The sequence below is a fragment of the Brachyspira alvinipulli ATCC 51933 genome, from assembly GCF_000518245.1.
In the GTDB taxonomy this organism is placed as follows: domain Bacteria; phylum Spirochaetota; class Brachyspiria; order Brachyspirales; family Brachyspiraceae; genus Brachyspira; species Brachyspira alvinipulli.
In genome coordinates, this window is the sequence record NZ_KI912402.1 from 291866 (window position 1) to 305490 (window position 13625).

General features: G+C 26.6%; 15 protein-coding genes. 10 read left to right on the forward strand and 5 right to left on the reverse strand.

Going from position 1 to position 13625, the window contains the following annotated elements:
• Positions 1–21 precede the first annotated feature (21 nt).
• The 5 genes from T324_RS16890 to T324_RS0106195 form a co-directional block, all read right to left on the reverse strand.
• Positions 22–792, reverse strand: coding sequence for a S8 family peptidase (locus tag T324_RS16890; RefSeq protein ID WP_051436804.1), 771 nt, complete (start codon positions 790–792; stop codon positions 22–24).
• Complete coding sequence (locus T324_RS0106180) at positions 789–1532, reverse strand: GAF domain-containing protein (protein ID WP_028329441.1); 744 nt, start codon at positions 1530–1532, stop codon at positions 789–791. The genes T324_RS16890 and T324_RS0106180 overlap by 4 nt, the downstream gene beginning before the upstream one ends.
• A 507-nt stretch (positions 1533–2039) precedes the next feature.
• Complete coding sequence (locus T324_RS0106185; protein WP_028329442.1) at positions 2040–2684, reverse strand: RNA polymerase sigma factor; 645 nt, start codon at positions 2682–2684, stop codon at positions 2040–2042.
• A gap of 3 nt (positions 2685–2687) precedes the next feature.
• Positions 2688–3170 (reverse strand): hypothetical protein, encoded by a 483-nt coding sequence (locus T324_RS0106190; RefSeq protein WP_028329443.1) that lies wholly within the window; start codon positions 3168–3170, stop codon positions 2688–2690.
• Between the two features lie 31 nt (positions 3171–3201).
• The gene (locus T324_RS0106195) at positions 3202–3777 is read right to left on the reverse strand and encodes a hypothetical protein (protein WP_028329444.1); all 576 of its coding nucleotides are present in this window, start codon (positions 3775–3777) and stop codon (positions 3202–3204) included.
• A 305-nt stretch (positions 3778–4082) separates the two neighbouring features.
• On the opposite strand from T324_RS0106195, the gene T324_RS0106200 reads away from it, so the two are divergent.
• The 10 genes from T324_RS0106200 to T324_RS18760 all read left to right on the forward strand — a co-directional run bounded on the left by T324_RS0106200 (position 4083) and on the right by T324_RS18760 (position 13607).
• Entirely contained in the window at positions 4083–4886 is an 804-nt protein-coding gene (locus T324_RS0106200; RefSeq protein ID WP_028329445.1) for a DUF4037 domain-containing protein, read from the forward strand.
• Positions 4887–4974: 88 nt separating this feature from the next.
• Complete coding sequence (gene pheS, locus T324_RS0106205; RefSeq protein ID WP_028329446.1) at positions 4975–5994, forward strand: phenylalanine--tRNA ligase subunit alpha; 1020 nt, start codon at positions 4975–4977, stop codon at positions 5992–5994.
• A gap of 43 nt (positions 5995–6037) precedes the next feature.
• A complete protein-coding gene (gene pheT / locus T324_RS0106210; protein ID WP_028329447.1) occupies positions 6038–8458 on the forward strand; it encodes a phenylalanine--tRNA ligase subunit beta in 2421 nt (806 codons plus the stop codon).
• A gap of 22 nt (positions 8459–8480) precedes the next feature.
• Positions 8481–8879 (forward strand): phosphoribosyltransferase, encoded by a 399-nt coding sequence (locus tag T324_RS0106215; protein ID WP_028329448.1) that lies wholly within the window; start codon positions 8481–8483, stop codon positions 8877–8879.
• Positions 8880–9401: 522 nt separating this feature from the next.
• Positions 9402–10247, forward strand: coding sequence for a MurR/RpiR family transcriptional regulator (locus tag T324_RS0106220; RefSeq protein ID WP_028329449.1), 846 nt, complete (start codon positions 9402–9404; stop codon positions 10245–10247).
• 16 nt (positions 10248–10263) lie between these two features.
• Positions 10264–11718 carry a xylulokinase gene (locus T324_RS0106225; protein ID WP_028329450.1) on the forward strand — a complete coding sequence of 485 codons (1455 nt, stop codon included), beginning with the start codon at positions 10264–10266 and terminating at the stop codon, positions 11716–11718.
• On the forward strand, positions 11708–12136 hold the full coding sequence (locus tag T324_RS18250) for an ABC transporter permease (RefSeq protein ID WP_211232579.1): 429 nt from the start codon (positions 11708–11710) through the stop codon (positions 12134–12136). Before T324_RS0106225 ends, T324_RS18250 begins: the two co-directional genes overlap by 11 nt.
• Complete coding sequence (locus T324_RS18255) at positions 12082–12687, forward strand: ABC transporter permease (protein ID WP_211232580.1); 606 nt, start codon at positions 12082–12084, stop codon at positions 12685–12687. Before T324_RS18250 ends, T324_RS18255 begins: the two co-directional genes overlap by 55 nt.
• 43 nt (positions 12688–12730) lie before the next feature.
• A complete protein-coding gene (locus T324_RS18755; RefSeq protein ID WP_211232581.1) occupies positions 12731–13294 on the forward strand; it encodes a substrate-binding domain-containing protein in 564 nt (187 codons plus the stop codon).
• Between the two features lie 7 nt (positions 13295–13301).
• Complete coding sequence (locus T324_RS18760; protein ID WP_211232582.1) at positions 13302–13607, forward strand: type 1 periplasmic-binding domain-containing protein; 306 nt, start codon at positions 13302–13304, stop codon at positions 13605–13607.
• Positions 13608–13625: the final 18 nt, after the last annotated feature.

The following is a 13625-nucleotide window of genomic DNA, read 5'->3' on the forward strand; positions in this document are numbered from 1 at the left end:
CCATATTGATTATTCATAAAGTTATTGATTATTATTTTCTTCTTTTTGATTGCTTATATTTTTCAATATACTTTTTATTTCAAAAGGTGTTAGATTTTTATTTTTTTCTTTTAGTAAAGCAACTATTCCTGATATATGAGGAGCAGCAAAGCTATTTCCTATCATCATCATATATGAATTATCAATCCAAGGTACTTTTATATATATTCCTCTAGCCAAAAATTCTATACAGTTGTTGTATCTATAATAAAATTCATATTGATCATCGCTTGCTATTGCTTCTACTGATATTACAGGAGATAATATAGAAGGTATGCTTGGTATAGGATCATTATTGGCAGCAGCTACTAATGTTCTGTTTTCGTAGTATGCTCTGTCTAATAAAGCATAGAAATTACATCTATATGTTTGATTTGTAGTTCCTAAACTCAAATTTATTATATCCATTTTATTTTCTATAGCCCATTCCAATCCTTTTAAAAATACATCAACTTTTCCTGATAATTTATTTCCCAAAACCTGTATACTATAAAGTTCTGCATCTTTGGCAATAGAATGTATTATGCCTGCACAAGCTGTACCATGTCCGTATTGATCAAAACCTTTATAATCTTTTAATACAACTTCATCGTTTTTATATTCTATAACAACTCCTCCTTTTACAGCATCACTTCCTTTAAATATGTCATGCGATGCTTCTATACCGCTATCTATTACTCCAACCTTTACTCCCTTGCCTGTCAAATTTTTCAGCATATATTCTTTATCCATATTAAAAATATTAGAACTCATAAATTATTTCCTTGATAGTTTTTTTCTAAATGAGATAGATAATTGCTTAAAAATAGTTTGCAGAAATTTAATTCTCTCTCATCTATATCACCTATCTTATTTAATATTTCAGATATTTTTAAATTTTCTTTTAATAATGGATTATTTGTATATGATGATAGATCTTGTTTTATTTCTTCTTTTTGTTCATCCGATATATTTTTTATTGCAGAAACAAAAATTTCTCTAATATTTCTATCTGTATAATTATCTTCAATTACAATAGAGGCTATTTTTGCAAAAGAATATAAATGATGCATATCAAGCTGTGAAAAATGAGTATCATCTTTTTTATTTATAACTTCCAAAACGCCGATAACATCATCTTTTATTTTTATTGGAACTATTGCTATATCGTCTATTTGTATATTAACAGTATTTTCTGTGTCATGCAAAGCAGCACTTACAGATTTGTACATTTCTTTATTTTTAGATACATTGGCAATATTTAAAGCCTGCCCTGATATAAATACGTTTCCTGTTATACCTTTTCCTATAGGCACTTTAAAGCTATTTACTTTTTCATTATTAAAAGTTTTATATGCTTTTAGTTCTAAATATTCTCTGCTTTTATCAAGCAGCAATAAATGTCCTGCCTTTGAATCTGTGATAGAAACAGCAGTCTCTATTATTTTATTAAAACATTCTTCCTCTTGTTTTGAAGAAGTAAGCAAAAGGGCTAAATCTATTTGCTTAATCAAAGAAAAAAAAATCTGACTTTTCCATTTTTTATTATACCTTTCTTATTAAAAATATAGATTAATATTATATTATGATTTATTTTATATAATATATTATCATCATGAAAATTAAAACTATAAAGTTTATGTATTTGAATATAAATAGCAATTTAGTTGTATTTAATCATAACGATTTGTGCTTGCAATACCTATTTGTGGTCAGTTTGTTAAAATATTTTCAGCTATTTATCTGTTGTTTTAATACTAAATATTTAGAATGTATTGAGTAATTTTCTAAGTTGTAGATTGTAGGCAGTTTTCTGCATATATAAAGACTCTTTCTATTTTTTATGGAAGTTTTTTTACTAACTTTTTCAAGTACTATCTAAGTTGCAAAAGATTCCAAAAACTATTTATACAATTTATTATTTTTATCTAAATGTTTATAGCTTATAAATAATCATAATTATGTATAATTCTTTATCTGCCATTGATACCAAAAAAATATTATATAAGTATAATAGGAAACTATATGATTTTATTACTTAATTTGGTTATGCAGTCTTTTATTTTATTGTTATAAACGGATCTTATTTTTTCTAAAGTATGATCTGATATATTATGTTTTGTTTTTATGTCTTTTATTTTTATTTCTTTATTTAAAAAAGAAAAAACATATTCTTTATATATTGAGAAACTATCATCTATATCTTCTCCGTTTTTATTTTTTACTTTAATGATATTCGATAGTCTTTGATTACACATATTGCATTTTTCACATACAGTATTCATACTTTGCTTTACAATTGCATCAATAAATAAGAATAGCCCTTCTTTATATTCTTTATACAAATCATTTATATCATTATCAGTGATTGCTATATCAAATAATTCATCTATAAATTCTTTTGATTCATATTTTGTATTTACTTTATTATTTTTCTTTCTAAAAAAATCAGTGACTCTTGAATTTATCATTATAAATATATATCCATCTAATTGATCATATCCATTTTTATCAAAGCCATTTTCTATTTTATTTAATAGCTCCATATATATATCCTGCATTATATCATTGGCGTCTTCAAAATTTCCTACTTTAGAATATACTTTATATATGTATGATTGGTGATTTCTATCTATAGAATCAATTAAATCTAATATTTTCCACATAATTTAATAACTTTTACCTATCTTATATTTTATAAATGAGTTTAATTTTTTCTTTTTAATAAGAAGTATATCTGTCATTTTAAAGCTTCCTGATATGTTTATATTTTTAGAATTGTCATTTTCTAATATATAGTATCTAATTATAAATTTTCTATATTTATTGTTTAAATTATTTATTATCATTTGATATTTATCATTAGATAATTCATTGAATGTATTATGAAGTTTTATATGAGTCTTTATGAAATTTAAAGTTTCTTTTGATTTATTAGAACTATAAAATCCTTGTAATATTTTTGATATACAAGTAAATTTTGCTATACATATTTCTAAATCCATACGTAATGTAGAATATAGCTTTATTAATCTTTTAGTGTACATTCTTATTAAACGATTTATAATGAAAGAAAAATATTGTAAATATTTTTCTTGTTTTTTTATATTTTTATATAAATCTGAAACATATATAGTGATAGGATGATTCATAAAACAACCCTTATAAACACATAATTCCTTTTTAAAAATCAGATTTTTTTAGCAGAAAAATTCTATCTTTTTCATAAAAAAAATCTTCAAACTTAAAATTTGCACAAAAAATACCATTAAATGTGCATAATTTTAATTTTTCTTTGTTTGTTAAATTAATTATAAATAAATCTACAGTAATATCTTCCATACATTCTATATTGCCCGTAACATATAAATTTGGATTATTAAAAGTTAAATATACAGGCAGATCAGAATCTATGTAATTTAATTTAATAGAGAAATTTTTACTGAAACCTACAACTTTACTATTTTCTTCAAAATGTTCATCTTCTCCAACTCTTTCATGTAATACAAAATTATCAGTAGGTATGGAAAAACATATTATATCGTTTATTTTTAGATGTTTTTTTAGATAATTATAAGTTATATCTTTTATAATGGAAAATTTATTATCTGGAATAAGATCATTGGATTTATCATTGTTAGAAGAATCTATTATGATTTTATCGAACATAGTTAAATTATTCTTGTCTATATGTTTTTGTTTGAAAATATTGCTAAAATATTTCATTATTTCCTCTATAGTTTTTTTATTGTCTTCCATAGTACCTTCTATTCAATATAATATACATAAATTTATTATTGTTATTTGCTTTTTTATTATAAAAAAATATGGCTTTTATTGAAAAAATCATTTAAAAACTTATTTTCTTCGTTTATATATTATTTTTTATTCTTTTTCAATATTATTCGCTTTAGTTTATTCTATTAATTAACTTATAAATTAACAAAATAAATAAGGTTATATTAGTTTTATGTATATATGCTGTATAATAGAAATAATAATAAAATATATAATTTTAATTGTATTTATAGTATAATTAAATTGTAATAAAAAGGGTATTGTTTATGAATATAAATTATATTATTGATGAGTATATAAAAGAGGCATTAAAAAATAATGATATTGATGCTGTAGTTTTATCCGGTTCTAAAACAAGTTTGATTAATGATAATATGTCTGATTATGATATATATGTTTATTCTAAAAATAGAGTTGATATAAATGCCAGAAATAAAATTGCTGAAAAGTATTCATCTTGTTATGATATAGGAAATGATTATTTTGAGCATGGAGATGAATTGATATTAAAAGAAAATGGTATATGTTTGGATTTTATGTATAGGGATTTATCTTGGATAGATGGAGAGATTGATTATGTATGGAGAAATTTTAATTCTAAAATAGGATATACAACTGCTTTTTTATACAATATTAAGCATTCTAAAATACTTTATGATAAGAATGGATGTTTTCAATCTTTTCAGGAAGAATTAAATAATGAATACCCTGATAAATTAAAAGAGAATATAATAAACAAAAATTATAATGTTATGTATGCTAAAAAAATATCATCTTTTTATGAACAGTTAGAAAAAGCTGTTATGCGTAATGATATTGTAAGCATTAATCATAGAATTACTGCTATATTATCATCATATTTTGATATTTTATTTGCTTTAAATAAAGAATTCCATCCTGGAGAGAAAAAACTTGTACAATATGTATTAAAATTATGTGATAAAATACCCGATAATTTTGAAGAAAATATAAAAAGTATACTATTTAATGATTATACTAAAGATAGTAAAAATATTTTAGAAAAAGCAAAAATTCTTATTGCAAATATCTCAAAAATTTGTAAATTATAAGCTATATAATATTGATTAATAATTATCTTGAAAATAATTTTATGATGTATTATAATATAAAAGTTAATTTTAACAATAGGAATAATCAATGGAGAATCTAGAGGAACTTCATAATACATTAAAGAATAGCATAGAAAATGCTAATACTCAATCAGATATAGATGATATAAGAGTTAATTATTTAGGGCGTAAAGGGAAAATTACAGAACTTTTGAAAAATCTGTCATCTATAGAGGATGTAGAGCAGAAAAAAGAATTTGGTAAAAAAATTAACGAAATAAAAAACTATTGTGAAAATTCTTTAGCTGAAAAGAAAAATATAATATTAGAGAGAGAATTTCTAGTTTCTCTGGAAAAAAATAAGATAGATATTACTATGCCTGGAAGGAGACCAAAGGCAGCAAGCGTTAATTTATTAACAATTGTAGAAGAAGAAATAGTATCTATTTTAACAGAAATAGGTTTTAGAGTTGTAGAGGGTAATGAAATAGAGGATGATTTTCATAATTTTGAAGCTTTAAATATTCCTTATTACCATCCTTCAAGAGACAGTCATGATTCTTTCTTTATTTCTAAGGAGCATGTGCTTAGAACTCATACATCAGGTATGCAGATAAGAACTATGCTTGAAACTCCGCCTCCTATAGCTGTAGTTTCTCCAGGTAAATGTGCTAGAAGAGATGCTATAGATTCAAAACATTCTCCAGTATTCCATCAAGTTGAAGGACTTATGGTTGATAGCGGAATAAGTTTTAATGATTTAAAAGGAATATTAGAATTATTCTGTAAAAAGATGTTTGGAGATAAAACTCAAATAAGATTAAGACCTGATTATTTTCCATTTGTAGAGCCAGGTGCTGATTTAAGTGCTACATGTGTAATATGCGGAGGAAGCGGATGTAAAACTTGCGGTGGTGAGGGATGGCTTGAACTTATGGGAGCTGGCATGATTCATCCTAATGTATTTAAACATGTAGGTTATGATATTAATAAATATACCGGTTTTGCTTTTGGTATGGGTATAGAACGTGTTGCTATGATAAAATACGGTATAACTGATATTAGAATGTTCTATGAGAATGATATAGATTTCTTGAAACAGTGGTAATCATATTTAAATAAGTTTTTTATATTAAGTTGAGGATATAATAATGAGAGTTCCATTAAGTTGGCTTAAAGAATTTGTTAATTTAGATGGTTTTAGTGTAGAAGAAATTGCACAAAAAATAACACTTGCAGGAAGTGAAATTTCATCAATAGAAACCACAGGCGGAGATATACCAGGGGTTATTATTGGTAAAATAACATCGGTTCATAAACATCCTGATGCTGATAAATTAAGTGTGTGTAAGGTTGATGTCGGCGATGATGTGTTGTCAATTGTTTGCGGAGCTCCTAATGTAAGAGAAGGCATATATGTTCCTGTAGCTATGATAGGTGCTAAATTGCCTAATGGTCTTACCATAAAAAAGGCTTCTATAAGAGGTTTTGAAAGTAATGGTATGATTTGTTCAAGAACTGAGCTTGGATATGATGAAATAGAAGGCATATATGGAATTTGGATATTAGATGAAGATATAGATAATGTACATGCTGATAAGGAAAATATTTTAGGAAATTCGCTATCTACTATAGTAGGAAGTACAGATCATATATTTAATGTTGAAATTACAGCAAACAGAGGCGATTTAGTTAGTATAATAGGTTTTGCCCGTGAATGTTCTTTAGTATTGGAAAGAAGAGTGAGTATACCTTCTGTTAATACTTATGATGCTGCTGGCGGAAATATAGATATTACTATAGAAAATCAAGAGAGCTGTTCTAAATATATTGGAAGACTTATTAAAGATATAACTGTAGGACCTTCTCCTGATTGGATGCAGAAAAGATTAAAAATGTGCGGAATTAATCCAATAAATAATATAGTTGATGTTACAAATTATGTTATGCTTGAATATGGTCAGCCTCTCCATGCTTATGATTTTGATAAAATAAAATATGGTAAAATTATAGTTAGAAATGCTAAAAACGGAGAAAAAGTAAAGCTATTGGATGGAAGAGAAGTTAATCTTACAGATGAAGTTTTAGTAATAGCTGACAGTGAAAAGCCTGTAGGTGTTGCCGGTGTTATGGGCGGTGATAGTACAAAAATTGAACCTGAAACTAAAAACATCTTAATAGAAAGTGCATATTTTGATCATATAGCAGTAAAAAAATCTACTATTGCTATAAATACAAAAACTGATGCTTCATACAGATTTGAAAGAGAAATAGATCATACTTTAACTCTTGCTGCTTTAAATAGAGTTGTTGATTTAATAGTGACTTTTGATAATGGATGTAAAATAGCTTCAAGAGCTAAAGAGGTTAATGTTAAACAGTTTGAAGCTAATAGAATAGTGTTTGACTGCGGACTTGTAAAAAGATATTTAGGTCTTAATATGAATAGAATGGAAATTTCTTCTATATTTAAAAGGTATGGTTTTAAGGCAGCAGCACTTGGTGGGAATAATTTGAAGGTTGATATACCTTTTTACAGACATGATTTATCTATAGCTGAGGACTTAATAGAAGAGATTGCAAGAGTTTATGGTTATAATAATATAGAATCTAATGTTCCTCATATAAAATGTAATCCTATAAATACAGATTATGAAGAGTTAAGTTTTGTAAAATATAGAATGGCTTCTTATGGTCTTTATGAAACTAAGCAGTATTCTATGGGTGATAGCAATATATTTAAGGCTATGGGTATTGATGAATCAAAATTAATAAAAGTTGTTAATCCTCTTACTAGTGAAATGGATGTTTTAAGACCTACTACTTTAGCCTCTCTTCTTAATAGCGTTGTTTATAATCAGAATCATAGGCATAAAAATGGTGCTTTATTTGAAGTAGGAAATATATTCTATAAAGAAGGTGAATCTTTTGTAGAAGAGAAGCATCTTTCTGCTGTTATGTTCGGACTTTATCAGGAAAAATTATGGAATAAAGAGCCTAGAGCTTATGATTTCTTTGATATGAGCGGTGTTGTAGAGGAACTTTTGATTAAAGATTTAAAATGTTCTGATTATAATTTGATTCCTAAAGAACATAATTGGTTTATACCTACTATGTCTGCTGATATAGTTATTTTTGGAGAAAAAATAGGAATTATTGGAAAACTTCATCCTAAATTATTAAAGATATTTGATATTGATTCTGATGTATATTTCTTGGATATTGATATTAGAAAAACATTAAAGCTTGTTAAAGAGAGAGTTAAGAAACCTAAATTAAAAGATATAGGAAAATATCCTGCAGTATTTAGAGATTTAGCTTTAGTTTGCAGTAAAGATATAGAATTCAGTAAAGTTATTAAATCTATAAGTAAATTTGACAATATAGTTCAAAATGTTAGCGTTGTAGATAGATATATAGGTGAGCAAGTTGAAGAAGGAAAGCAGTCAATAGCTATATCTATTACTTATTATGATCCTAATAGAACTTTAAGAGAGGATGATATTAATTCTACAGAAGCATCATTGCTTGAAATGTTGAAAAATAGATTTGATATAACTTTGCGTTCTTAAAAAATAATTATTGGATTGTATTATGGAATATGATGTAGTTTCTTGGGCAGATATAGATGATGCTGTTGAAGTTTTAGCCAAACAGATAGAAGAATCTAATATTCATTATGAGGTAATATACGGCCTTGCGAGGGGCGGTCTTGTACCTGCTGTTATGCTTTCTCATAGACTTAAAATTCCTATGGTTCTTAATATGGAAGAAGTTTGGAGATTAAAAGTAAAAAATAAAAATTCTCTTATAGTGGATGATATTTCAGATACAGGGGAAACTCTAAGATATTTTGATGATCAGAAATTTGATATAGCAACTCTTTTTGTAAGAGAACATACGAGTAAAATAAAGCCGAAATACAGTTATAAAAATATCAATCATGATAATTGGCTTTTATTTCCTTGGGAAACTAAATCTTCCAGTAAATAATAATATAAATTAAAATATTTAGTTGAAATTCTAATTTTTCAAATCTAATTGTCATTTATTGTTAAATAAAGCTACAGGTTAATTTTTTAAATAAAACATATAAGAATTAGTATTGTTCTATTTTTATTTTGTATATTAAAATTCTATGATTTTCACAAGTATAATTACTTTTTTATTATATTATACTGTAGTTTTCCACGTTTTTTATATTAAAAAACAAAGAAAATATTTTTAATTATTTTATATTTTTGAATAAATTAAAAGATTTAAATTATTTATAATAAAATATTATATTGTATTTAATATGTATTAAATATATTAAAGCTAAAAATATAAGGTTATATGCTACATATATAACAAATATTTGTCATTTTTATAATTTAGATGTTAATTTTTGCTATTGTTTAATATAATATCTGATTTAAAAAAATAAAAATAAAATATAAAATTAGTTGAAAATGAAATTATTTTTGATTATACTGTAATTATATTAAATAAAATATTTGTTTTTAAGAATAAAATATGAATAATAATGATATTTTTGTAAAGATTAATTTTATATTGCCAACTTTACCTAAAGCTGAGAAGTTGATAGCGAAATATTTACTTGATAATTATGAAAATATAAGAAATATGAATTTGCTTACATTGGCACAGGAAATAGGAAGCAGTGACACATCTATAATAAGATTTTGTAAAAGATTGGGATATGATGGATTTTCAAGTTTTAAACAATCATTTCTTGAAGCTGTTATAGATAGCAGTCAAAATATTACTCAAGAAATATCCTCTGAAGATTCAATTATAGATATTTTGAAAAAGGTTATTAATGATAATATAAAAACATTAAATGATACTTTGGCATTATCATCTGATAATTATCAAAAAGCATTGGATGCTATTATTAATGCTGAGAATGTACATTTTTTTGGTGTTGGTGATGCACATATTGTAGCAGAGTTTGCTTTTAGAAAATTTTCAAGAATAGGTTATAAATGTTCCGCTTATACAGATGTTGATTTGCAGCTTATTACATCTAGTTTAATGACTGATAGAGATGTAGCTGTGGCAATATCTTATTCGGGTGCTTCTAGTAATATAGTGAAATCTATAAAAATAGCTAAGGAATGTGGGGCTACTACTATATGTTTAACTCATATGAATAAATCATCTATTTTAAAATATGTTGATATACCAATATATATATCAGCATCGGATTTTACAGTCGGCAGAGATATAGTTTCAAGAAGGGTAGCAGATCAGGCTATTATAGAAGCATTATATTTGGGGGTAGTAACTAAGTCTAATAGGAATTGTGATCATTTTATTAAAAAGACAGAGAAAGTAATCAATATAAATAAAATATAAATTATAGAGGTTTTTTATGATTAGAGATATAGCAGCGGGTATAGATTCTTCTACACAGTCATGCACTGTTGTTCTAAGAAATTTATCAGATGGTAAAATAATAGCTGAATCTAGAGCAAAGCACATGCCAACATATCCTCCATGCAGTGAACAGCTTCCTGAGGATTGGTGGAATGCATTAATAGAGTGTTTTAATACTTTGAAAGAATATTTGCCTAGAATAGCTTGTATAGCTGTAGGAGGGCAAGGTCATGGTCTTGTTATTTTAGATGAAAATTCTAATTCATTAAGAAAAGCTAAATTATGGAATGATACAGAATCTTCAAAAAATGCTGATGATATAAGAAAAATAATAGAAGATAGTTATTGGGAAAGTCATACAGGATCTATACCAGGACCTGCATTGACAATATCAAAACTCGTATGGACAGAAGAGCATTATAGTAATATTTTGGAAAAAGCAAAATATATAATGCTTCCTGCAGATTATTTAATTTTTAAACTTACTGGTAATTTTGTTACAGAAAGAGGCGGAGGATCAGGTACGGGGTATTTAAATCCTTATACTAATGAATATGATTATGAGATATTAAAAAAATGTCTTAAAACCGATATAAGCGATAAACTTCCAAAAATTTATCCTTCTAATTCTATAGCTGGAGAAGTAAAATTTATAGATGAGCTTAAAGAGCTTCAAGGTGCTGTTGTAGGAATGGGTACTGGAGATAACATGGCAGCAGCAATAGGATTAAATTGTAAAGAAGGAGATACAGTAATATCTATAGGTACTAGCGGAACTGTATATTCTGTAACAAAAAAATCTATAAAAAATTCATGTAATGGTATGTTAAATTTATATGCTGATGCTACAGATAGATTTATTCCAATGTTTACAACATTAAATTCCTCAAAAGTTACAGATGCTTTTAGAAGAATTTTAAATGTATCTTTTGAAGAATTTGATAATTTAGCATTAAGCGATAAATTGGATAATGGATTAAATTTGGTTCCTTATTTAGATGGAGAGCGTTCACCTAATCTTCCTTTAGCCTCAGGATTTTTTACCGGTATGAGAAGCGATATTTCAAGAGAAAATATAGCAAGTACAGCGATAAAAGGTGTTGTATGTAATTTACTAGATGGATTGGATATATTAAAAAGTGTAGGGGTTGAAGATAGTGGAAAAATAATAGTTACCGGTGGCGGATCAAAAAGTACTGCATACAGACAATTTTTATCAGATCTATCATCAAAAGATATTTATACTTGTCAATATGTAGAGACAGTAGCTGCCGGTGCTGCTTTGTATGCTGTAAGTTCTTATAAAAATATTGATATACAGAAATTAATGAATGAATGGGCTTTAAATATAGATAAGGTATCTTCCCCAAGAGATGTTGATTTTAAATCTATAAGAGAATCATATCATTTCTATGCTAAAAAATATGAGGAGTATATTTATGGAAAATAAGAAAATAAAATTACCAAATGAAACAGGAATAGCCATAGTAATGCTTTTGGTATTATTGGTTGGATTTATTGCAACACCCAATTTTTTAACTGTTTCTAATATTTTGATATTATTGCTTAATGGATCAGTAATATGTTTCTTATGTTTGGGGCAGACATTTGTATTGCTTACAGGAGGTATAGATTTATCAACAGGTTCTATAGTTGCAATGACATGTGTTTTGGCTGCTGTATTTATGGAATATCTTCAATTGGCATGGTATATTGCTGTTATTTTAGTATTAGCAATTGGAGCATTTACTGGATTTGTTAATGGTTTTATTATATCAAAAACTAAGGTTCCTCCATTTATAGTTACTTTTGCATGCAAGGAGTTGCTGCTTCAATTCCTCAAATTATTACAAAAGCAAATTCTATAAGAGTTACAGACACTGCCTATAGTTTTATAGGTCAAGGAAGAATTTTTTCAATACCTTTTCCTGTTATAGCCTTAATAATTGCTGCTATAATATCTTCATATTTTCTAAAAAGAACTGTAAAAGGTGTACATATATATGCTGTTGGAGGAAATGCTGACTCATCAAGATTAGCAGGTATTAACATATCTAAAACAATTATGCTTGTTTATGCTATTAGCGGATTATGTGCAGCATGCGGAGGTTTAATATATGGTTCAAGATTAATGGTTGGATATCCTACAGCCGGAAGAGGGGAGGAATTATTTTTCTCTATAGCAGGTGCTGTTGTAGGAGGTGTTAGTTTATTTGGTGGGATAGGTACAATACTAGGTGCTATGATAGGTGCTGTTATGATAGCTTCCATATCAAATTTAATGAATGTTATGAATGTAAGTGCTTATTGGCAGCCTTTAGTTATAGGGGTAATTATTTTGATAGGTGTAATTATAGACACTACAAAATCATTTGATAAAACAATATTTAAAAAGATATTCAAAAAAAATAATAGTTAATTATTAACTTTTATTAAAAAATAATTATTTTAAGGAGATTTATATGTTAAAAAAGGCAGCATTATTTTTTCTAATAGGTGTTATGCTAATATCTTGTAACAGAGGGGGGGCTTCTGATACTTCTGCTCAAAAAGTTGTAGGAATAAGCCTTCCTAATATTACAAATCCATATTACATAACTATGAAAAAAACTTTTGAAGAATATGGAGCTTCAAATGGATTTACAATTAGAGTGTTAATAGCAGATAATGATGATGCTAAACAGCTTTCACATGTTCAAAGTTTTATAGAACAAAAGGTAGATGCTGTTGTATTGAATCATGTTAGTTCTGGTCCTGGTGTATCTCAAATATTAGAGTTAAATAAGGCTAATATTCCTGTATTTACAATTAATATATTACCAGATTCAGATGGTATGAAAGAGCAAAACGCTGTTATGATACAGGGTATACAAACAGATCAAGAAGCTGGCGGATATTATATTGGTGAACAATTAATAAAAGATATGGGAACTACAGCTTCAATTATAGTTGGTATTGTAGGAGAACCAACTTCTATTTCTGCTATGGCTAGAGATACAGGTTTTGAAAAAGCTGCTTCAGGGTAATCCAGATATGAATGTAGTATTTGCTGATACAGAGCCTGCTGCTTTAGGTGCTGCTGCTGCTATATCACAATTAGGATTAAAAGATAAAGTAAAATTATATGCTTTTGTAGATAAAGCAGGTGTTCAATTAATACAAAAAGGGGATATAATTGCTGGTGCTATACAGGAGCCTGATAAATTAGCTAGATTAGCTACAGATAGTGTTAAAAAATATTTAAGTGGTGATACTAATAATATCGAATATATATTAAATAGCCCTCCTTTATTAGTAAACAAAGATAATGCGGCTGAAGTTTTACCATTTGCGTATTAATTATTTTTAGGAGGAATT